The 20,163-nt window shown below is 47.8% G+C and carries 22 protein-coding genes; 10 read left to right on the top strand and 12 right to left on the bottom strand.

Annotation, left to right across the window (positions count from 1 at the left end; genetic code table 11):
• The 4 genes from L4D12_RS07415 (at position 1) to L4D12_RS07400 (ending at position 4,745) form a co-directional block, all read left to right on the top strand.
• Positions 1 to 1,191, top strand: coding sequence for an O-antigen ligase family protein (locus tag L4D12_RS07415; protein ID WP_428447184.1), 1,191 nt, complete (start codon positions 1 to 3; stop codon positions 1,189 to 1,191).
• Positions 1,188 to 1,928, top strand: a complete 741-nt coding sequence (locus L4D12_RS07410) for a glycosyltransferase family 25 protein (RefSeq protein ID WP_428447183.1) — start codon at positions 1,188 to 1,190, stop codon at positions 1,926 to 1,928. Before L4D12_RS07415 ends, L4D12_RS07410 begins: the two co-directional genes overlap by 4 nt.
• A 4-nt stretch (positions 1,929 to 1,932) precedes the next feature.
• Positions 1,933 to 3,015, top strand: a complete 1,083-nt coding sequence (locus L4D12_RS07405) for a glycosyltransferase family 4 protein (protein WP_428447182.1) — start codon at positions 1,933 to 1,935, stop codon at positions 3,013 to 3,015.
• A gap of 203 nt (positions 3,016 to 3,218) precedes the next feature.
• Entirely contained in the window at positions 3,219 to 4,745 is a 1,527-nt protein-coding gene (locus tag L4D12_RS07400) for a phosphoethanolamine transferase (RefSeq protein WP_428447181.1), read from the top strand.
• A 139-nt stretch (positions 4,746 to 4,884) separates the two neighbouring features.
• On the opposite strand, the gene L4D12_RS07395 is transcribed toward L4D12_RS07400, so the two are convergent.
• Both L4D12_RS07395 and L4D12_RS07390 read right to left on the bottom strand, forming a co-directional pair.
• Positions 4,885 to 5,649, bottom strand: coding sequence for a glycosyltransferase family 2 protein (locus tag L4D12_RS07395; protein WP_428447180.1), 765 nt, complete (start codon positions 5,647 to 5,649; stop codon positions 4,885 to 4,887).
• A gap of 4 nt (positions 5,650 to 5,653) precedes the next feature.
• Positions 5,654 to 6,712: a CDP-glycerol glycerophosphotransferase family protein gene (locus tag L4D12_RS07390; RefSeq protein ID WP_428447179.1), complete on the bottom strand. Its 1,059-nt coding sequence runs from the start codon at positions 6,710 to 6,712 to the stop codon at positions 5,654 to 5,656.
• Between the two features lie 200 nt (positions 6,713 to 6,912).
• Here L4D12_RS07390 and waaA point away from each other — a divergent pair, with 200 nt between their 5' ends.
• Positions 6,913 to 8,187 (top strand): lipid IV(A) 3-deoxy-D-manno-octulosonic acid transferase, encoded by a 1,275-nt coding sequence (gene waaA / locus L4D12_RS07385; protein WP_428447178.1) that lies wholly within the window; start codon positions 6,913 to 6,915, stop codon positions 8,185 to 8,187.
• On the opposite strand, the gene L4D12_RS07380 is transcribed toward waaA, so the two are convergent.
• Positions 8,184 to 8,888 (bottom strand): 3-deoxy-D-manno-octulosonic acid kinase, encoded by a 705-nt coding sequence (locus tag L4D12_RS07380; RefSeq protein ID WP_428447177.1) that lies wholly within the window; start codon positions 8,886 to 8,888, stop codon positions 8,184 to 8,186. The genes waaA and L4D12_RS07380 overlap by 4 nt on opposite strands.
• A 91-nt stretch (positions 8,889 to 8,979) precedes the next feature.
• On the opposite strand from L4D12_RS07380, the gene L4D12_RS07375 reads away from it, so the two are divergent.
• Both L4D12_RS07375 and coaD read left to right on the top strand, forming a co-directional pair.
• The gene (locus tag L4D12_RS07375) at positions 8,980 to 10,032 is read left to right on the top strand and encodes a glycosyltransferase family 9 protein (RefSeq protein WP_428447176.1); all 1,053 of its coding nucleotides are present in this window, start codon (positions 8,980 to 8,982) and stop codon (positions 10,030 to 10,032) included.
• A gap of 12 nt (positions 10,033 to 10,044) precedes the next feature.
• Positions 10,045 to 10,530, top strand: coding sequence for a pantetheine-phosphate adenylyltransferase (gene coaD, locus L4D12_RS07370; RefSeq protein WP_428447175.1), 486 nt, complete (start codon positions 10,045 to 10,047; stop codon positions 10,528 to 10,530).
• Between the two features lie 75 nt (positions 10,531 to 10,605).
• On the opposite strand, the gene L4D12_RS07365 is transcribed toward coaD, so the two are convergent.
• The 6 genes from L4D12_RS07365 to radC form a co-directional block, all read right to left on the bottom strand.
• Positions 10,606 to 11,610, bottom strand: coding sequence for an NAD-dependent epimerase (locus L4D12_RS07365; RefSeq protein ID WP_428447299.1), 1,005 nt, complete (start codon positions 11,608 to 11,610; stop codon positions 10,606 to 10,608).
• A gap of 170 nt (positions 11,611 to 11,780) precedes the next feature.
• Positions 11,781 to 12,590, bottom strand: coding sequence for a bifunctional DNA-formamidopyrimidine glycosylase/DNA-(apurinic or apyrimidinic site) lyase (mutM, locus tag L4D12_RS07360; RefSeq protein ID WP_428447174.1), 810 nt, complete (start codon positions 12,588 to 12,590; stop codon positions 11,781 to 11,783).
• A gap of 16 nt (positions 12,591 to 12,606) precedes the next feature.
• Complete coding sequence (locus L4D12_RS07355; RefSeq protein WP_428447173.1) at positions 12,607 to 13,104, bottom strand: hypothetical protein; 498 nt, start codon at positions 13,102 to 13,104, stop codon at positions 12,607 to 12,609.
• A 174-nt stretch (positions 13,105 to 13,278) separates the two neighbouring features.
• Positions 13,279 to 13,446, bottom strand: a complete 168-nt coding sequence (rpmG, locus tag L4D12_RS07350) for a 50S ribosomal protein L33 (RefSeq protein WP_002535344.1) — start codon at positions 13,444 to 13,446, stop codon at positions 13,279 to 13,281.
• 13 nt (positions 13,447 to 13,459) lie between these two features.
• The gene (gene rpmB, locus L4D12_RS07345; RefSeq protein ID WP_048898826.1) at positions 13,460 to 13,696 is read right to left on the bottom strand and encodes a 50S ribosomal protein L28; all 237 of its coding nucleotides are present in this window, start codon (positions 13,694 to 13,696) and stop codon (positions 13,460 to 13,462) included.
• 173 nt (positions 13,697 to 13,869) lie between these two features.
• Positions 13,870 to 14,544 (bottom strand): RadC family protein, encoded by a 675-nt coding sequence (radC, locus tag L4D12_RS07340; protein WP_428447172.1) that lies wholly within the window; start codon positions 14,542 to 14,544, stop codon positions 13,870 to 13,872.
• A 266-nt stretch (positions 14,545 to 14,810) separates the two neighbouring features.
• On the opposite strand from radC, the gene coaBC reads away from it, so the two are divergent.
• Positions 14,811 to 16,028, top strand: coding sequence for a bifunctional phosphopantothenoylcysteine decarboxylase/phosphopantothenate--cysteine ligase CoaBC (coaBC, locus tag L4D12_RS07335; protein WP_428447171.1), 1,218 nt, complete (start codon positions 14,811 to 14,813; stop codon positions 16,026 to 16,028).
• A gap of 198 nt (positions 16,029 to 16,226) precedes the next feature.
• Complete coding sequence (slmA, locus tag L4D12_RS07330) at positions 16,227 to 16,817, top strand: nucleoid occlusion factor SlmA (protein ID WP_428447170.1); 591 nt, start codon at positions 16,227 to 16,229, stop codon at positions 16,815 to 16,817.
• Between the two features lie 209 nt (positions 16,818 to 17,026).
• On the opposite strand, the gene pyrE is transcribed toward slmA, so the two are convergent.
• The 3 genes from pyrE to L4D12_RS07315 form a co-directional block, all read right to left on the bottom strand.
• A complete protein-coding gene (gene pyrE / locus L4D12_RS07325; RefSeq protein ID WP_428447169.1) occupies positions 17,027 to 17,668 on the bottom strand; it encodes an orotate phosphoribosyltransferase in 642 nt (213 codons plus the stop codon).
• 90 nt (positions 17,669 to 17,758) lie between these two features.
• Complete coding sequence (rph, locus tag L4D12_RS07320; RefSeq protein WP_428447168.1) at positions 17,759 to 18,475, bottom strand: ribonuclease PH; 717 nt, start codon at positions 18,473 to 18,475, stop codon at positions 17,759 to 17,761.
• Positions 18,476 to 18,555: 80 nt separating this feature from the next.
• Positions 18,556 to 18,948: a DUF4156 domain-containing protein gene (locus L4D12_RS07315; protein WP_428447167.1), complete on the bottom strand. Its 393-nt coding sequence runs from the start codon at positions 18,946 to 18,948 to the stop codon at positions 18,556 to 18,558.
• A gap of 346 nt (positions 18,949 to 19,294) precedes the next feature.
• Between L4D12_RS07315 and L4D12_RS07310 the strand changes: the two genes are divergently transcribed.
• Positions 19,295 to 20,161, top strand: a complete 867-nt coding sequence (locus L4D12_RS07310) for a YicC/YloC family endoribonuclease (protein ID WP_428447166.1) — start codon at positions 19,295 to 19,297, stop codon at positions 20,159 to 20,161.
• The last annotated feature ends 2 nt before the right edge of the window (positions 20,162 to 20,163 follow it).

The following is a 20,163-nucleotide window of genomic DNA, read 5'->3' as shown; positions in this document are numbered from 1 at the left end:
ATGAAAGATAATACACTCTCAAATACCCTGATCCTGCTGCCGGTCTACTGGCTCTTCAGCGGGATGCTCGTTATGAACAGCGGTGATAAGCCGATGGTCGCCATCACACTGATTTCCATCATCGTCACTCTGTTCAGCTACGGTCTGACAAGCGCTAAAGCCAATATCAGGCATGACAAAACGCTGTGGCTTATTCTGACCATGACGGGCTATGCCTTATTCAGTTACCACTACCATGGCCTGAGTTCGCGTGAAATACGTGCGTTACTCACGGCCTCACTGTTTTTACTGTTTTTCCCCAAGCAACTACTGACGATAGCCAAGCTCCAGATATTGGCGTTGATTGGCAGTATTTTTGCCCTCGGAACCACCTATTATTTTAACCAATACTTAGGAATCGATCGTGGGTTATGGCCGATTAATGCCATACCATTGGCGACCATGAGTGCTGCTTTCGGGCTGATTTCAGTGACATTGTTATTTACCGCCCCGAGAACAAAAAAAAATATCGCCATCACACTGTTGGCAATATTATTCAGTTCTGGTGCCGTTTTGTTTAGCCAAACCAGAGGGATCTGGCTTGGCTATACCATTGTTACCGGCATTGTAGCCATCACTTTAAACAGAGGTAAGGTACTAAATATAAAAGCAATTGCCATTGCAGTTGCCTTACTGTCGGTGACTGGATTTTCACTCAAGCCGGTGATCAGTGAACGCTTAGCACAAACTCAATATGAAATTAACCGTATTCTCAGCGGTCATTTAAATACCTCTATTGGCCTACGTTTGCAGATGTGGATGCTCAGTCCAGAAATGCTACGCAATGATTGGGTCTTAGGGTTGGGTAATGACCATGTGACTAAATTCAAAGAACTTACGGCAGAAGGTCAGGTATCAAGTGATCTGGCAGGGTTTAAACCTGCCCATTATCATAATCAATACATTGATCGCTCAATAAAAAATGGCATTGTTGGCTTGGCTATCCTGCTTGCACTGTTAATTTTCCCCGTATACAGTTCAATGAAACTATCACGAGATAGGCGTTTCATCCTTCTTAGTATATCTCTGCTCTATGCTATCGCATCACTCACTGATGTGCCCTTTAATCATACTCAGACATTACTGCTCTATTTGATCGTAATATCGAGTGTGAACATGCAACCAGCTACCGAAAAAATAACATTATTATGATTGATATTTTTGTTGTAAATCTTGAAACATCTACAGCACGCAAGGCCAGTATTTCTGCTAGGCTGGATGCTTTAGGCCTCAATTATCATATTTTCCCAGCGGTTGATGGACGAGTTGGCGAACACCCTTTATTTCAAAAATACCGCGATGATCTCAGCCAGCACTATCGGGGCAAATCGCTCAGTAAAGGCCAGCTAGGCTGCTACGCCAGCCATTATCTATTATGGGAAAAATGCATCGAGCTCAATAAGCCCATCATCGTACTGGAAGATGATGCACTGTTTAACTCGGCGTTGTTTTCTGAATTTTGTGAAGATAGCGCTTTACTACCCAGCCAGCTAGGGTTTATTCGCCTGCATAAACATCAGCGCAAGAAATACAGCTCTTGTGAAGTTTATCATCACAATAATGTTACGATTCATCGCTTTAGCAAAGGTCAGATGGGCACGATTGGCTATTACCTGACTCCTGATGCGGCGAAGCAATTTCTTAACCACTCACAACAATGGATATTCCCCGTTGATATCATGATGGATCGCTTTTGGGCGACTCATGTTGAGTGCTATGGGCTGGTTCCTGAGTGTGTACTGCACGATGATGATGAAATCTCAGACATTGGTTATGGCAAAAAAGCCCCTCGTAGCTTGCTAACCAAGTGCAAGCGAGAATGGTTCAATCTCAATGAATTTATTCAGCGAGAAACCCATAACCTTCATTTCAAATTCAACAAAAAGTAGCATTATGAAAATTTTAATTGCCAGCTCCTACCACCACGCCTGGAACAGCGTTCGCCCTGAAGCAGAAATGTTCATTGAAATGGTTCGCCAAGGCCATCAAGTGACGGTTGCAACCCAAGGTGATGCCGAGTACGTGGCGCGCTTTCGTGAGCATGGCGTTAAAGTGATCGACTGCTACCCGAAGAAAAAAATCTGCTGGCAAACTATTAAGACGCTTCATCAAGAGCTAAAAGCAGGCGATTACGATATCTGTTATGCGTTTAACTCCAAAACGATCCCTAATGCTGCGTTTGCCTGTATCGGTACCCGTGCCAAAATGATCACCTACCGGGGTACCACGGGCGGACTCTACCGTCATGACCCGAGCGCCTATCTAACCCATCTTCATCCTCGCGTTAATGGGATCGTATGTGTATCAGATGCCGTACGCAAAGATGTTAGCCAGCGAGTATGGCGCAATCAACAGAATATCGTCACCATCTATAAAGGTCATCAACTCGACTGGTACAGTGTGGCTCCCACCGAACGCAGTGAATTTAACCTAACAAATGATAACGTCATTGCGGTCTGTGCCGCACATGTACGTCCAAGTAAAGGGATTTCGGTACTGGTAGAAGCCACGCATCATATTGATAATCCAAACTTCCATTTGCTGCTGGTAGGCAGCGGTTTTGAACCGCATGTTGAGGAAATCAAGCAAAGTCCTATGGCCGATCGCATTCACCTTATCGGTCATCGCAAAGATGTGCCATCAATTATGGCGATGGCCGATTTCCAAGTTCAGCCATCAGTCAGTGGTGAAGGGCTTCCTCGTACCATTATCGAAGCGATGGCGAATGCGACAACATCAGTCGTTACCACAACAGGAGGCTCACCAGAACTGGTCGATGATGGGGAAACAGGATTCATCGTGCCAACCAAAGATGCGAAATCACTCGCAAGGGCAATGAACAAGCTCATTAACGACAAAGCCCTTATTGCACAATTCAGTCAGGCGGCACAACAAAAACTCGCAACGGAGTTTAATGCCGCTCAAACAGTTAAAAAACACATAACCTTCTTTGAGCAACTGCTTCAGCAACATTAGTAACACAGTCAAGCAGGGATCGAGAGGGTCCCTGATTGACACGTACACCAACACATTACTAAAAAAACGGTCAGCGTAGCAAGGCTAAGCTCAAACCTTATGGCTCACATTTCTTTATAAAAACATAATTATCAATACAATAAATACGGCAAAAGCGGTATAGTGCTGCACTTTATTTTCTGTACTATGCCACGTTGAATGTAATGAACATTAAATCAAGAAACTTCATTTTACAGCTTTTGTTAATATTTATATTAGCTATCAGTATTAACTATATGATGGGCTATAAATTTAAAGCAGATCGAACATTCGTCCTCTTCACATTCATTTGCATACTTATTAATACTAATCTTGGCAAGAATATTATATTTGGCATAGCGATTATTGCTGCACTATTTTTCCCGACATCTTGGTATTACGGCCAACCAAACCTAACTATTATGTCGGCAATCCTTGAAACAAATATGGATGAGGCAACAGAATTTTTATTTGACCTACCTGTTATCGCCATTATTAGTTCCATTCTATATATAGCTATTGTATATTTTTTTATTTACAAAAACAAAACACCTATAAATACGAATAATCATAATATTTTTATAGCAATGTTCATCTTATTATTTTTCTTAAAACCTATTGAGTATTACATTAAAGATAAAAGCCATGGGTTTATAAATGACATTAGATTTACCCCTATAGAATTTATTTATGATTTTTATGCAGCTTATCACGCATATCAAGATGAAAATGAAAAAATAAAAAAACAAGTCCATCAAAAACCTAACTGGAATTTAATATCAAGTAACCAGAAATATAAAAACTACATTCTGGTTATCGGAGAGAGCGTCCGCAAAGACTACTTACACTCCTATGGGTTTCCATTACAGAGCACACCTTTTATGTCAAGCGCACCTGGCACCCTCTGGAATGGCTTAATCGCCCCGGGCCCCAATACCTATACCTCTGTCGTACGTCTACTTTCGAATAATAATGGCATTGATGTAGAATTAAATAAAAATATCATTTCGCTCGCTAATGCATCTGGTATCGAAACCTACTGGCTATCCAATCAAGGAAAAATTGGCCCGGTAGACACGGTCATTAGCACGATAGCTTACTACGCTAATAATGTTTTCTTTTTAAAAAAAGGCAGCTATCAAGATGTCGACACGGCTGACAGCGATCTTCTCCCTCATTTAAAAGATATCCTAAACAAAAAAACCGCAGCACCGAAGTTGATTGTGCTGCATTTAATGGGATCACACCAAAACTTCTGTCAACGAGCAGGTGATAATATTCGCTTTGACTATGTCAATAAAAAAATATCTTGCTATTTAACTAGTATCTATAATACCGACGCGTTACTCCAAGAGATTAATAATATTGCACGACATAGCGGCAATAACTTTTCAATGCTCTATTTGGCGGATCATGGTTTAGGGCATCCAAACCACAAAAAAAACAACCTAAAACATAATCCCGACGTCAAGCAAGCTTATGATATCCCCTTATTTATGATATCCAGTGATGACGTCACACGCTCTTATATCGAGAGACAACGTTCTGGCATGCACTTTATTCATTTTTTATCCGAATGGATCGGAGTTAAATCATCTCAGCTGAATAATAATTATGACTTTTTCCATGCTGGCGATGATATCGACATAAAAGTTAACACCGGGAGTGGAAAATTAGTTAATTATTCCACATTAAGAAATGATCCCGTATAGCTCAATGATTAACATTAATAATTGTAATGGGCAGTTAAGGATAATGCGATTAGCTTTACCTCTCATCCCCTCTTACAACAACATCTAATACCCCGCATCATGGGGGAGTCCTCCCCCATGATATGTTGCGTTCAGCGTATTATCTATCGTGCTCAAGCAGCCACAAACCAACATATTTATTGAAGTTCACTTGAGCGTAGGTCATTGCCATAATAAAGCCGACACTGCCATCGAGAAAGCCGCGGCGCAAAATATAGATATGGAAAAATGTCCACATTGCCCGCAGCAATGCCAAGCCTAATCCATGTGATTTTTTCCCTTTCCGATGGTACTTCTGCGCACCGAGCCATGCATACTGAGCTGCTTTATCCAAGCCATGGCCATAATCACGATGGGTATAATGCAGCAAAAAACCCTTCAACGTTCCCGTTGAACCCTGAGTCGGAATCACAGTCTCATGCACCTCATCTAAGGTATACCGTGCTCCATCACGTTTAAATAGGCGCAACACAGAGCGAGCACTACGGCCATATTTCAGGGTTTTACCATAGAGCGTGACACCCCATGGTAATTTATAAGCAGTATGTTCAATCGTTTCTTGATCCAGTAAGGCTACCAACGCCTTTGCCATCTCTGCATCAAGGGCCTCGTCTGCATCAATAGACAATACCCAATCACCCGTCGCCTTGTCCAAAGCTCGCTGCTTCTGCTTACCAAAACCCGGCCAGTCTGTAATGGTGATATTGTCGGTGTAGCGGTGGCAGATTTCTACCGTGTTATCGGTAGAACCACTGTCTAAAATGATAATTTCATCTGCAATATCAACCACAGAGCGCAGACACGTCTCCACTCTATCGGCTTCATTTTTTGTGATCAACATAACTGAAAGCGTATGTTTTCTCATCGTGCTACCACTCCCAATACCCTAGTGACTTTCTCATTTTTAAATTACGCCAAAGGTTCTTCGGCTTCTTGTCTGTCCAGCCCTGCCCCAACATATCCGTAACAGCTGCCAGTACTCGCGGGGCTGATTGCCCATCTAAATACGGTGTGATAGCAGGGCCATATGCCGCAATTTCACTGACTAACTCAGGTTCAGGATTCAAGGCTCGCTCAATTGCACTTCCCAGCAAATCAGGCTGAGTAATATTAATAAAGCTTGGCTGAACCTCGCGATTATTTACCGTAACCACAGGTTTACCTAATAAGAGAAACTCTTGGAAAATTGATGAGTTATCACATACCATGACATCAGCACGGTGGAGTACTTCTATGACCTGATCATTCTCAAAAAACGTCAAATTGTCATTGGCCAACGCCCGGTATTTGGCCACCGTCTCTGCCGCCATCTTAGGATGCAGCGTCACCAGCCAGTGCCAATGACCTTGCTGACTCAACGTCTTGATTTGCTCATACACCAACTCAGCACACGATAAACTCGGCGAAAATGTCGACGAAAAGGCAATTTGCGGTTTATGACCAACCTCATCGCCTGACGGGATATAATCAAACAAGCTATCCAGTTTGATCCAGCCGGTTTCAACTACCTTAAAATAGCCACGCTGTTCCGCCAGGGGCTGTAAGGTCCCCGTTCGCTCATGACCCTCAGTGCAATAGAGATCAAATAAACCGCGCTCCGGATATAAATTACCACGCTTACTTTCATTCAAACCGTGGAATACCTGAACTTTAATCCCCGGAATAAAATTCGGTATGCGATCACCTGGCGCAAACACAGCATCCGGTCGATAAGCCACTGCAGCCGTCACACTCTCCAGTACCTCGTCATCTGGCAACAAATACTGGGGAGAGACATCTTGCCCAACCAGCAACCATTTCACGTCATGGCCCTGTGACTTCGCATAGTCCTGTAACGACCGAAGAATTGAAAAAGAATAGTTTTGCTCAACATAAAACAAGAACCGGTATAACGGTGTCTTGGGGGGCATATTACCATTTGCTTGCATGGGGTGTTCCTGGCTGATTTTTCAACGGGTGTCGGTTCAACATAAAGCCATTGCGATTCATTTTAAGGCCAATAATCATATCAGAAAATCCATCATCTCCCTGCCATTACGGCAAATGGTTGATAAAAAAACGCACACCCACAACAACATCGTTTACACTCTCGGTTGCACAATATTCACCGAGATACAGGACACATTATATGCTCTTGCGCTGCTTATATACCTTGCTGCTTAGTTTAGCGGCTCCTTTCCTGCTTTATGGCCTGTACCGTAAACGAGAAGGCAAACCTACTTTCGGTCCGCGCTGGAAAGAGCATTTTGGCATTACGCCAGTCACCACAGGCGTTAACCCCATTTGGATCCATACTGTCTCGGTAGGCGAATCAATTGCAGCCATTCCGGTGATTAAGGCGATTAAAGCACGCAACCCGCAGCAAGCCATTGTGGTCACCACCACCACCAGCACGGGCGCTCAACAAGTCGAAAGACTAGGGGATTTAGTTGAACATCGCTACATGCCCATCGACTTTGTCTGGTGTATTCGTGGATTTCTCCGTGCAACGAAACCGTCTGCCCTGCTGATCATGGAGACCGAGCTGTGGCCCAATACACTGGCTACCGTCCATAACACCGGGATCCCGGTGATTGTCATGAATGCCCGCTTATCAGCACGCTCTGCGGCACGTTATGCTCTTTTTAAGCCTGTGTTCAATATGATGGCCAGACATATCGACCACCTGCTCTGCTTGCATCACGATGACGCCGAACGTTTCCAGCAATTGGGGGTTGAGGCAAATCGGTTAAGTGTCACGGGTTCGGTCAAATTTGATATTCAGATCGATGTCACTACTCTTGAACAAGCCAGCCAGCTCCGCCACCAACTGGGGACCGTTCGCCCGATCTGGATCGCAGCCAGCACCCACAAAGGGGAAGATGAACAAGTGCTCACGGCCTTTCAACACGTCAGGCAGCAACACCCAACCTGCTTGCTGATCCTAGTACCGCGCCATCCCGAGCGGTTTGATCAGGTGGCACAGCTCTGCCAGCAACAAGGATTCAACTGCCTTCGCCGTACATCAGAGCAGCTGCCGGATAGCGAAACAGATATTTATCTCGCTGATACCATGGGCGAAATGCTAGTAATGATGGGAGCGGCTGATATCACCTTTATGGCGGGCAGCCTGATTGGTGATCGTGTCGGTGGGCATAACATGTTAGAGCCTGCCGCCCTCGGCAAACCGATATTAACCGGACCGAGCTATTACAACTTTACCGATATTACCCTGCAGCTAGAAAGCGCGGGAGCGCTTGAAGTGTGCAATGATGCTAACGCGTTAGGCACCAACCTGTCAGCCCTGCTCAGCGATAAAGCCAAGCAAGCTACAATGGGAGAGGCTGCACAACAAATCGTAAAGCAAAATCAGGGCGCAGTCACAAAAACACTCAACACCCTCACTCAACTGCTGGGCAATTAATCCTGCTGATAACCCGCCAGCAACCATTGCCAGCACTGCGCATCAAACACGATACCCCGCTTGCTCTGCTCTTTGACAAAAGAGCGGTGCAGGCGGGCTAAATTACGCGCTTTCCACTCATCGCCTGTCTGCTCATAACACTTATCAAAATCAATCAGCCATACCTGCTGTGCCTGATCCAATAAAATATTATGGCTGTTAAGATCGGTATGACAGACTTGAAGATCATGCATCTGACGCACCATCTGGCCGATCGCCATCCAGCATGTTTCCGGTAAGGCGGCAGCCGCTAGCAAGGCGACTAAATCACGCGCCCCCACCACCTTTTCAACTAAAAGATCCGCCTGATAAGTCATGCCTCGGCGAACCGCCCGGGCAGCAACAGGCCGTGGGACGTTAACTCCCCCCTGAGCCAACTTATCTAATAACCGGAACTCCTCGGCACCACGCGTTTTCTCCCAGCCTGTAAACCAGTAAGCGTCTTTAACCAATTTGCCAAACAGACCACCGCGACGATAATGCCGCAACGCCATCTCTAATTGATCGCCTTTAACAAACCAGGTAGTGCCACGCCCTTGCGCCGACCCAACCACTCGGCCAGCACGATGCCAATACTCAGAGTCAAAGCATTGTTCAGGATCGTCAGTCAACAAATCCGGATTAAACCAGATGCGCTGGTTACCAATGGACATCTCTTGCATATATTTTCTCCAAGCTGGGGCGACGGAGTATTTTACAATCACTTATGTGAACTGCATAATTTCATCTCTGAATCATTAACAGGTATTTGTCATGGCGCTTTTTACTGCCCCGCCACGCTCGCTCTGCATTCTTCGGCTCTCCGCCATTGGCGATGTCTGCCATGCCATTGCCGTTGTCCAAGCTATCCAGGCACACTGGCCATCGACGGAGATCACTTGGGTAACCGGAAAGATAGAAGCTCAGCTGATCGGTGATCTACCCGGTATTCATGTTGTTGTTTTCGATAAAAAAGCAGGATTCGCCGGCATGAAGTCGGTCTGGCAAATGCTGAAAGGTCAGAAATTTGATGCGCTGTTACACATGCAAGCCGCCCTGCGTGCCAGTGCTCTATCTCTGGGGATCAAGGCAAAATATCGCATCGGGTTTAGCAAAAACCGCACTAAAGAAGGTCAGTGGCTATTCACCAATCGCCATCTACCGAACACCGACAGTTTTCACGTACTGGATAACTTCGCTGACTTTGCTCGCTACCTTGGGGTACCGTTTGATAAACCCCATTGGCAGATCCCGTTAGGGCCTGAGGATGTATCCTTTGCCGAGCAGCAAATCAATGGCAAACCAACACTGATCATCTCGCCAGCTGCCAGTAAAGACGAACGTAACTGGCTGACGGAGCGTTACAGCCAGTTAGCTGACTATGCCAGTGACAAAGGCATGCAGGTGATATTATGTGGTTCGCCTGCGCCACGGGAGATCACCCTTGGCCAAACGATAGAACAACACTGCCAGCATTCGGTAGTGAACTTGATCGGTAAAACCAGCCTCAAGCAACTGACCGCTTTGCTCGGACAGGCTACGGTGGTCGTTGCCCCCGATACCGGACCGGCCCACCTAGCGACGACACAAGGGACACCCGTGATTGGCCTCTATGCCCACAGTAATCCCAAACGTACAGGCCCCTATAACAGTCTTAATATCGTCGCCAGCGTCTATGACCAACATGCGCAGCAACAACACGGTAAAAACGTGGGCCAGCTTCCATGGGGAACACGCGTCAAAGGCGATAACCTGATGAAAGACATTACTCTTGAGAGTGTCACGTCTCAGCTTGATACACTTATTCCATCACCTGAATCTCATTGATTGGTATCCATTATGACAACCCGTGTAATTTATCCTGGCACTTTTGATCCTATTACCAATGGCCACCTTGATTTAATTGAACGTGCCGCAGCAATGTTCGACCATGTTGTCGTCGGTATCGCTTACAGCCCCAGCAAAAAACCGCTGTTTGATCTTCAAGAGCGGGTTGATCTGGCTCAACAAATTACCCAACACCTTAAGAATGTCGAGATTGTCGGCTTTTCCGGTCTATTGGTCGATTTTGCTAAAGAATACCAAGCCAATATTTTAGTTCGAGGCCTCCGTGCCGTGTCAGATTTTGAGTATGAATTTCAGCTGGCCAACATGAACCGTCGCCTGATGCCCGAACTGGAAACAGTGTTCCTGACCCCTGCCGAGGAAAACTCATTCATCTCTTCCACTATCGTCAAGGAAGTCGCCTTGCACAAAGGCGATGTCAGCCAATTTGTTGATCCTATAGTGACCCAAGCATTGCTGAAAAAATTCAGTCAGCAGTAATAACCGGTTTACAATCAATCACAACCAATAAAAAAAGGAGGCCAAGCCTCCTTTTTTTATTTCATCACAATGTCATTAACGCTGATAATACTCACGGTACCAGTCAACAAACGCTTGCACGCCTTCTTTGACCTTCACCGCGGGCTGATAGCCTGTCGCAGCAAACAAGTCCTGAGTATCAGCATACGTCGCATACACATCACCCGGCTGCATTGGCATGAAGTTCTTCTTCGCTTCGATCCCCAACGCGTCTTCCAATGCCTCGATATAGTCCATCAGCTTCACCGGACTGCCATGACCAATATTATATACCCGATAGGGTGCCGAGCTTGTCGCAGGAGAACCCGATTCGACAGTCCAGTCCGGCGTTTTTTGCGGAATCACATCCTGAATACGGATAATACCCTCAACAATATCGTCGATATAAGTGAAGTCACGGCGCATGTCGCCATGGTTATAAACATCAATGGTTTTACCTTCAACAATGGCGTTAGTGAATTTGAACAGCGCCATATCAGGGCGCCCCCATGGGCCATAGACGGTAAAGAAACGCAACCCTGTCGTTGGTACGCCGTACAGGTGGGAATAGGTATGCGCCATCAATTCGTTCGATTTCTTCGTTGCTGCATACAAAGATATTGGGTGATCAACGCTATCTGACGTATCAAACGGCATCTTCTGGTTTAAGCCATACACTGAACTGGAGGAGGCATACACCAAATGCTCAATTTTATGGTGGCGGCAGCCCTCAAGAATCGTCAAATGGCCGACTAAGTTGCTGTCAGCGTACGCCATTGGGTTATCAATCGAATAACGCACCCCTGCCTGCGCGGCTAGGTGGATCACCCGGTTAAACTGCTGTTCAGCAAACAGATTGGCGATCCCATCGCGATCAGCCAAATCCAACGTCAGGAAAGTGAAGTTCGGATGAGCAATACGTGCCAGACGGGCCTGCTTCAGTGACACGTCATAATAATCATTGAGATTATCAATCCCCACGACCTCATGCCCCATCGCACACAATCGTTCAACCACTGCACTGCCGATAAATCCTGCAGCCCCTGTCACCAGATATTTCATCATCCGTTTAACCCTTACATCAGTGCCCAAAAGACACAAAAAATTACCATCAATGACAAGATCATAGCATTCAACCGCTGACTAGGATATGTCATGGAAAAAAAACCAGAGTCAATAATATTGACCCTCGTAGTAAGCCTAATTGAAAGGAAACTACACAATAAACAGTACTACTTCTGACAATCGCTACAATAGACCGTTGCACGCTGGCCAATTTTAAGCTCGCTCAGCGGTTTATCACAGCGCGGGCACGGCTGCCCCCCCTTACCATACACTTGCAGCTCCTGAGCGAAATAGCCCGGCTTACCATCGGCATTTTTAAAGTCCTTGAGCGTTGTTCCGCCCTGCTCAATAGCAAATGCCAGCACTGCTTTGATTTCTTCCACCAGCTGCGCCAATTGCTTGGCTGATACCTTACCCGCTTCACGCTTAGGGTGGATCCCCGCCATGAACAACGACTCGTTGGCGTAGATATTTCCCACCCCTACCACCACGTGGTTATCCATGATCAGCTGCTTGATAGCAATTCGCTTCCCTTGGGCTTTGGTTTGCAAATACTCAGCAGTAAACGCGTCACTGAGTGGTTCCGGCCCAAGCTTTTGCAATACCGGATGCTCACTGCCGCATACTTGCCATAACCAAGCGCCAAAACGGCGGGGATCGTTATAGCGCAGCACTTCTCCGCTCGCCAGGCACAAGTCGACATGATCATGCTTTTCCGCAGGGATCTCGGCAGGCAGTATCCGTAAGTTACCCGACATGCCAAGATGGATAATGGCGTAACCAATGTCAGTTTCCAGCATCAGGTATTTAGCCCGACGGGTCACCCGGCGGATCACCTGGCCTTCAATCTGCGTGATCTCGTCCGGGATCGGCCAGCGCAATTTTGCATTACGCACCACTATTTGGGTCACACGCTGGCCAATCACATGGGGGGAAATCCCCATCCGACTTACTTCCACTTCTGGTAATTCAGGCATCTATACCCTCACAGAGCTATTTTTGGTTAGAGGTAGGCGGAAATAAATACGCCTCATCAACCGACAGCGCAAACCAGTCGCCCTGCCAGTTATTCAGTAACCAAAACTGAGGCAGTGCATATACCGTCACCCGAACCGGCTCCTCATGATCGGCTAGCCAAATCTCGACGGTACGAGGCGTTGTCAGTTGTGGCTTCAGCTTAGTCATCATGTCATGACTCACGGGTGTCCCGGCGAGAGTCTGCCAATGGCCTATCAATGTATGAGCGGGCACACTCAATGCCGGAACAGCCTGCCACCCCAGCGACTGGCGCGATAGCTCGGCCTCAGGCAATACCATCCGGACCGGTTTGGCTCCTTCCGGTAATAAACGGGTTAAGGCAGCATCACTGGCGGCAGGCGCATCTTGGCTGGCAAAACGGTTTTTCACCAACTCGGGCAACTGGATCACCGCGATAAAGCAGACCACCCCGATGATAATGACATTATTCCATCCCCGGCGAGACAATCTCATACTCATTTCCTTCGCTAATAAGAGTGAAAATCATAGCATGGATAAGTGCGGTTCAAAGCAGCAGAAAAACACAAGGGAGAACAAAAAGATAACAGGGATGATAGCGGGGAGAAATTTCAGGTATAAAAAAACCCAGCTAAAAACTGGGTTTTTATCAAAAAAGTCTTAAATCAATTACTTGATTTTAGCTTCTTTGTACATAACGTGCTGGCGAACTACTGGATCAAATTTCTTGATCTCAAATTTGCCTGGCATGTTACGCTTGTTTTTGTCGGTAGTGTAGAAGTGGCCTGTACCAGCTGATGATACTAGACGGATCTTCTCACGAATGCCTTTAGCCATTGTTCAAATCCTCTTAAACGTTCTCGCCGCGAGTACGCATATCTGCAAGAACGACATCAATGCCTTTCTTATCAATGATACGCATACCTTTCGCAGAAAGGCGTAGTTTAACGAAGCGTTTTTCGCTTTCTACCCAGAAACGATGAGTTTGCAGGTTCGGCAGAAAACGACGCTTGGTGGCATTACGTGCGTGTGAACGGTTGTTACCCGTTACAGGACGCTTACCAGTTACTTGGCATACTCGGGACATTACTGTCTTCTCCAAATCGTTTCAGCTCGATATCTACCGTGGTCTATTCAATACAAAAATATTTTTTTGCATCTAACCACAGCTATCAAAGGTCGCGCATTATACTAAGTCAAAACCAGTTGCTCAAGTCCCGAGCAGTGCTTTCTCAACTTTTTAAGCAAAAATAGGCTAATTTATAGCCATCCTCGCTCAGCAAAAGAAGTAATTTCTCCGTCACCGACAACAAAGTGATCCAGAACGCGAATATCCACCAACGCCAATGCATCTGTAATGCGACGGGTGATTCGACGATCTGCTTGACTCGGCTCAGCTACGCCTGACGGGTGATTATGCGCTAAAATGAGCGCGGCTGCATTAAGTTCTAGTGATCTTTTTACAACTTCTCGCGGATACACGCTCGCAGCGTCAATGGTTCCTTCAAATAATACCTCCCCATTTAGCACTCTATGCTGATTATCCAGGAACAACACATAGAAGGCTTCTCGCTGGCGATCGCGTAAAATCTGGCTCAAATAACGCCGGGTATGCGCCGGACTCGTCAGGGCATCGCCCTTTTGCATTATCTCTTCAAAGTGGCGCTGGCTCATTTCCAGCACCGCTTGCAATTGAGCAAACTTGGCGGGCCCCAATCCCTTATGGAGACAAAATGCCTGTTGATCCGCCGCCAGCAACGCCCGTAATGATCCAAACTTAACCAATAAGTCCGCCGCCAGCTCTATGGCATTCATGCCCGTGATCCCAGTACGCAAAAAAATGGCCAGCAGCTCGGCATCAGACAATGCCCCGGCTCCCCTCTCAAGCAGTTTTTCCCGAGGTCGTGATTGTTCGGGCAATAACTTTAGTGACATAAGCACCTCCTATCCCCCCAGCTAATCGCCCCAACAACGTCACGACAAGATGAAAACAGCCATAGCCCAGCGACTACACACACTTTGCCGAGACACCACGCAATAACCACCGCCGTAATGCGTGCCGGCTCACAGTTCTGAGCATTTAACCGTTACAGAGCCATGCTGCCCCCCTGTCATTGCGCATGCTTTTTTTGCTGACCCGTATTTGTTGGTGGTAAGGTGTGGCGCAGTCCTATTCCCAATATTGAAAGCAGGCAATTAAGATGCACACTCTGGCAGGAAAAAAAATACTTCTTGGGATCAGCGGCGGCATTGCCGCATACAAATGTGCTGAACTGACTCGACGGTTAATTGAACACGGTGCCCAAGTGCGTGTCGTCATGACTCAAGCCGCTCAGGAATTCATTACCCCGTTGACCATGCAGGCCGTATCTGGCAACCCTGTCGCAGATAGCCTATTCGATCCTGCTGCCGAAGCATCGATGGGCCATATCGAGCTCGCAAAATGGGCAGATCTGGTACTACTGGCCCCGGCTACTGCTGATCTCATTGCCAGAATCGCAGCAGGAATGGGGAACGACTTACTGTCGACCCTTTGCCTGGCAACGGATGCCCCGCTCGCGATTGCGCCGGCAATGAACCAACAGATGTACGGCAATATCGCTACCCAAGACAATATTGCCACCCTTAAGCGCCGTGGCTACCATATCTGGGGACCAGCCAGCGGTGAGCAAGCCTGTGGCGATGTTGGCCCAGGGCGGATGCTTGAACCAATGCAATTGGTCCATCTCGCCGAGGACTTCTTCCAGCCAGCTGATCTGCATGCACTCACACTCACCATTACAGCAGGACCGACCCGAGAAGCCATCGATCCGGTCCGTTACCTGAGTAACTACAGCTCCGGCAAGATGGGCTATGCCATTGCGGCGGCGGCGGCCAAACGAGGGGCTAGCGTGACCTTAATCAGCGGGCCGACAAACCTAGAGACACCCGCAGGCGTTACCCGTATCGATATCAACAGCGCCCAAGACATGCATCAGGCAGCACTAGAGCATGCGCCACACAGCGATATTTTCATTGGCTGCGCCGCCGTTGCCGACTTCCGTCCAGCCAGCGTGGCTGAGCAGAAGATGAAAAAACAAGCCGGGGAAGATGAAATGGTGATCCGGTTAGTCAAAAACCCTGACATCATCGCCAGCATTGCCCAGCTAGAACATAATCGCCCGTTCACTGTTGGTTTTGCCGCCGAGACCCAAGATGTCGAGCAGTACGCCAAAGACAAGCTCAGCCGCAAGCGACTGGATTTGATCTGCGCTAACGATGTCGCCCAACAGGATCAGGGATTTAATAGCGATAGCAACGCCCTCCACCTCTACTGGTCAACAGGCGATAAAGCCCTGCCGCTGACATCCAAAACCCAATTAGGCCTGCAACTCGTGAGTGAAATCGTCAACCACTATCGGACCAGCCACAACCAATAAGCATGGTTTTAGTCAGACAGCTGCTGATGAATTAAGCGAATGCGATCAAAAAAAAAGCCCAACCCTTCAGGTTGGGCTTTTTTTGTCGATAAAGAGATCAGTATCGGTCAGCCGCGCTTTTCACAGCCCCGCTGCGCCGCTAAGATATGCGGGTTTCATACTGTCCAAGACAGTCTCTATTTGAAAAGGATCGGTTTCATGGCTGGCAACAAGAAAAACAACCGCCGCGAAGAAATTTTACAAGCGCTGGCACAAATGTTGGAATCTGCTCAGGGTAGCCAACGCATTACCACCGCCAAGCTGGCCGCACAGGTGGGAGTCTCGGAAGCCGCTCTCTATCGCCATTTCCCGAGCAAAGCGAAAATGTTCGAGGGTCTGATCGAATTTATCGAAGACGCCATTACCACTCGGATTAACCGCATTCTAGATGATGAAAAAGACACTCTTAACCGTTTACGAATGGTGCTTCAGCTTATTCTCGGGTTTGCCGAACGCAATCCAGGCCTGACCCGTATCATGACTGGCCACGCTCTGATGTTTGAACAAGATCGCCTGCAAGCGCGCATCAACCAGCTGTTTGAACGTATCGAAACCCAACTTCGTCAAATCCTCCGTGAACGTAAACTGCGCGAAGGCAAAGGCTTCCCAGTGGATGAGTCCATTCTTGCCGCTCAGCTCCTCGGCCAAGTAGAGGGCAGCCTGAATCGCTTTGTCCGCTCAAGCTTCAAATATAAGCCGACCGCCAATTTCGATGACTACTGGCGCTTGCTCAGTGCAGAGTTGGGCTAGGTTCGAGGTTCGAGGTTCGAGGTTCGAGGTTCGAGGTTCGAGGTTCGAGGTTCGAGCAGTGTGTAAAAATAAAAAAGCGAGCGTCAACGACACTCGCTTTTTTCGTTTTGAGTAATTTGCAGCTGGCTTCATGGAATCAGACATAACATCACGCTTTTGTTTCTGCTCTTCCTCGTCCCTCAAACCGGCTTTAACGCGTCCCTAAACGTTTATACCCCATACTCTGCACGGTAGGCTTTCACCGCTTCTAGGTGCTGTTCCATACCGTCTTGAGCTTCCAGGTAGTTCACCACATCACCCAGAGAGACAATCGAAACCACGGCACAATCGAAGTCACGCTCGACTTCCTGAATCGCAGATAACTCGCTCTTGCCTTTTTCCTGACGGTCGATGGCCACAAGGACACCCGCGAGATCGGCACCGTTCGCCTTGATGATTTCCATCGATTCACGGATCGCCGTACCGGCAGTGATCACATCGTCAACCAACATGATACGGCCTTCTAATGGGCTACCTACCAAGTTACCGCCCTCACCGTGATCTTTAGCTTCTTTACGGTTAAAGCAGTATGGCGTATCTACGTCATGATGATCCGCCAATGCAACGGCAGTCGTCGTTGCAATTGGGATCCCCTTGTAAGCCGGACCAAATAGCACATCGTACTCAATCCCTGCATCCACCAAAGCTTCAGCGTAAAAACGGCCCAGACGTGCTAAATCACGCCCTGAATTAAACAGCCCCGCATTGAAAAAATACGGGCTCTGACGGCCAGATTTCAGAGTGAACTCACCAAATTTCAATACGCCTTTTTCCAGGGCAAATTCAATGAACTGACGCTGATATGCTTTCATGGTTTCTCCTTATATATAACTAGGCACTGTCGATGCCGCTTGAGAACAAACAGACAAAAAAAAGCGGCTCCAATAGGAACCGCTTAAAAATTAATTTTCCAACGCTCGTTTCTGAACGCCGATAATGTTGTCAATGCCGCTCTTCGCCAGAGCCAGCATTGCCAGTAATTCGTCATGGCTGAAGGCTTCCCCTTCCGCCGTGCCTTGGATCTCAATCATCCTGCCGTCTTCGGTCATGACCACATTCATGTCCGTTTCTGCCGCTGAGTCCTCAACATACTCTAGATCGCAAATTGGCTCACCGTTGTAGATACCAACTGAAACAGCAGCCACCATCCCTTTAAGTGGGCTCTTTTTGATCAAGCCTTTTCCCAGCATGTAGTTAATCGCATCCACCAACGCCACCATGGCACCGGTAATCGATGCAGTGCGGGTACCGCCATCCGCTTGGATCACATCACAATCCACCGTGATCATCTGCTCACCCAGCACTTCCAGATCAACCGCAGCACGCAGGCTACGTGCAATCAAGCGCTGGATTTCCATGGTGCGGCCACCCTGCTTGCCATTAGCCGCTTCACGACGATTACGAGAATGGGTTGCACGCGGTAACATGCCGTATTCAGCCGTCACCCAACCTTGACCCTTGCCTTTTAACCAACGTGGTACTGACTCTTCAACACTGGCGGTACAGATCACCTTGGTATCGCCGAACTCAACCAACACCGAGCCTTCGGCATGGGCAGTAAAGTTACGGGTAATGGTAATTGGACGAACCTGGTTGGCACTTCTTCCGCTTGGACGCATCGGGTTTTCCCTTTGGCTGGCTGACATTAACGGGCGATTATAGCTACAACCACGCAGCAGTGCACGAGAAAACCCATCAGTTACTCAACCTCGACCTCAATCCCCTCAGAGATGGAAGGGGACACCACGACAGGCGCTTGAGCAACCTCACACAGATAAGCATTCGCCATCATGGTCACCGAGCCTGTAAAGCCTAATGGCTGATACAGGTATAACGTGTCGGCGCCCAAATCCGCAGCTTTAATCCGCATTTCATTGAGCGTTCCCCACACCATATCGCGATCGGCATGAAGCCAATAATCATAAAAATGCCCTTGTGAGCCAATCACCGTGCCACGATGCTCACAATGACGCAGCGCATGGGTATCATCCCACAGCACCCGCACTCGATTCGACTCGGCAGTCGGAAAAGTCACACAACCACTGAGGGTCAATAATGTCGATAACACAGCGACAACACGAACGTTTTTCATTGTTGATAAAATAAGCAAGTAGAAAAGCGCGGAGTGTAGCCGTAACCTCGGCGAAGTGCACTCAAAATATGCGCACAACGCCCCTTGGCGACCAAGGATTAAAAAATACCGCAATCTCTTACCGATATTCCACCGTAATACCATCGGTTTTTCTTCGGTTGCCTCTCCCCTTCAGAACAAATCACTGGCTCGTTGCCTATGCTCGTTGCCTATCTTTTACCCGCAAGGCTCAGTATAATCAGCCTACGACGACAACTGCGCCGTATCGACACACCCCGCGGCCCACAGCCTCCTAGGCTGCGAGCTCATTAGCAGTTATCTTTTTCTATATAGAGGCCACCCGCCAATGATCCATAGCATGACCGCTTATGCCCGTCGCGAAATTAAAGCCGACTGGGGCACCGCCGTTTGGGAAATTCGCTCTGTTAATCAGCGCTACCTAGAAACCTACCTACGTATGCCAGAGCAATTTCGTAGCCTTGAGCCTGTGCTTCGCGAACGTTTCCGTAAACGTCTCGCGCGCGGAAAAGTAGAGTGCAACCTGCGCTTCGAGGCCAATACGGCCACCCAAACCGAACTGACCATCAACAAGACACTGACCAGCCAAGTAATTAAAGCGGCAGAGCAGGTGATGACGATGACCGGAGAGCGTAGCCGCATTAACCCATTTCAGGTCATGCAATGGCCGGGCGTGATGGAAACCCCAGAGCAAGATCTTGACATTATTAACAAAGATCTTCTGACTGGCTTTGAAGCCACAGTAGATGATTTTCTCGCGGCCCGAGCCAGCGAAGGTGAGAACATGAAAGATCTGATTGTTCAGCGCCTAGAAGCCATCACGGTTGAAGCCAATAAAGTACGCGCACACATGCCGGAAGTCATGGCATGGCAGCGTGACCGCCTGATCAACCGCTTTGAAGAAGCCAAAATCGAACTTGACGCGAGCCGTGTTGAGCAAGAACTGATTTTACTGGCGCAAAAAAGTGATGTCGCGGAAGAATTAGACCGTCTTGACTCTCACGTTAAAGAGACGCACAAGATCATGAAAAAAGGCGGGGCGTGTGGCCGTCGTCTGGATTTTATGATGCAGGAATTTAACCGCGAGTCGAACACCCTAGCATCAAAGTCGATTAACACTGATATCACCGCCTCAGCGGTAGAGTTAAAAGTGCTGATTGAGCAAATGCGCGAGCAGATCCAGAATATCGAGTAAGA

The organism is Photobacterium nomapromontoriensis (assembly GCF_050336815.1).
In the GTDB taxonomy this organism is placed as follows: Bacteria; Pseudomonadota; Gammaproteobacteria; order Enterobacterales; family Vibrionaceae; genus Photobacterium; species Photobacterium nomapromontoriensis.
Note: the sequence above shows the minus strand (reverse complement) of the source record. Positions and strands in the feature narration are given on the sequence as shown.

Coding starts and splice junctions, on each gene's coding strand:
- L4D12_RS07415 (WP_428447184.1), top strand. CDS start 1: ATGAAAGATAATACACTCTCAAATACCCTGATCCTGCTGCCGGTCTAC.
- L4D12_RS07410 (WP_428447183.1), top strand. CDS start 1,188: ATGATTGATATTTTTGTTGTAAATCTTGAAACATCTACAGCACGCAAG.
- L4D12_RS07405 (WP_428447182.1), top strand. CDS start 1,933: ATGAAAATTTTAATTGCCAGCTCCTACCACCACGCCTGGAACAGCGTT.
- L4D12_RS07400 (WP_428447181.1), top strand. CDS start 3,219: ATGAACATTAAATCAAGAAACTTCATTTTACAGCTTTTGTTAATATTT.
- L4D12_RS07395 (WP_428447180.1), bottom strand. CDS start 5,649: ATGAGAAAACATACGCTTTCAGTTATGTTGATCACAAAAAATGAAGCC.
- L4D12_RS07390 (WP_428447179.1), bottom strand. CDS start 6,712: ATGCAAGCAAATGGTAATATGCCCCCCAAGACACCGTTATACCGGTTC.
- waaA (WP_428447178.1), top strand. CDS start 6,913: ATGCTCTTGCGCTGCTTATATACCTTGCTGCTTAGTTTAGCGGCTCCT.
- L4D12_RS07380 (WP_428447177.1), bottom strand. CDS start 8,888: ATGCAAGAGATGTCCATTGGTAACCAGCGCATCTGGTTTAATCCGGAT.
- L4D12_RS07375 (WP_428447176.1), top strand. CDS start 8,980: ATGGCGCTTTTTACTGCCCCGCCACGCTCGCTCTGCATTCTTCGGCTC.
- coaD (WP_428447175.1), top strand. CDS start 10,045: ATGACAACCCGTGTAATTTATCCTGGCACTTTTGATCCTATTACCAAT.
- L4D12_RS07365 (WP_428447299.1), bottom strand. CDS start 11,610: ATGAAATATCTGGTGACAGGGGCTGCAGGATTTATCGGCAGTGCAGTG.
- mutM (WP_428447174.1), bottom strand. CDS start 12,590: ATGCCTGAATTACCAGAAGTGGAAGTAAGTCGGATGGGGATTTCCCCC.
- L4D12_RS07355 (WP_428447173.1), bottom strand. CDS start 13,104: ATGAGATTGTCTCGCCGGGGATGGAATAATGTCATTATCATCGGGGTG.
- rpmG (WP_002535344.1), bottom strand. CDS start 13,446: ATGGCTAAAGGCATTCGTGAGAAGATCCGTCTAGTATCATCAGCTGGT.
- rpmB (WP_048898826.1), bottom strand. CDS start 13,696: ATGTCCCGAGTATGCCAAGTAACTGGTAAGCGTCCTGTAACGGGTAAC.
- radC (WP_428447172.1), bottom strand. CDS start 14,544: ATGTCACTAAAGTTATTGCCCGAACAATCACGACCTCGGGAAAAACTG.
- coaBC (WP_428447171.1), top strand. CDS start 14,811: ATGCACACTCTGGCAGGAAAAAAAATACTTCTTGGGATCAGCGGCGGC.
- slmA (WP_428447170.1), top strand. CDS start 16,227: ATGGCTGGCAACAAGAAAAACAACCGCCGCGAAGAAATTTTACAAGCG.
- pyrE (WP_428447169.1), bottom strand. CDS start 17,668: ATGAAAGCATATCAGCGTCAGTTCATTGAATTTGCCCTGGAAAAAGGC.
- rph (WP_428447168.1), bottom strand. CDS start 18,475: ATGCGTCCAAGCGGAAGAAGTGCCAACCAGGTTCGTCCAATTACCATT.
- L4D12_RS07315 (WP_428447167.1), bottom strand. CDS start 18,948: ATGAAAAACGTTCGTGTTGTCGCTGTGTTATCGACATTATTGACCCTC.
- L4D12_RS07310 (WP_428447166.1), top strand. CDS start 19,295: ATGATCCATAGCATGACCGCTTATGCCCGTCGCGAAATTAAAGCCGAC.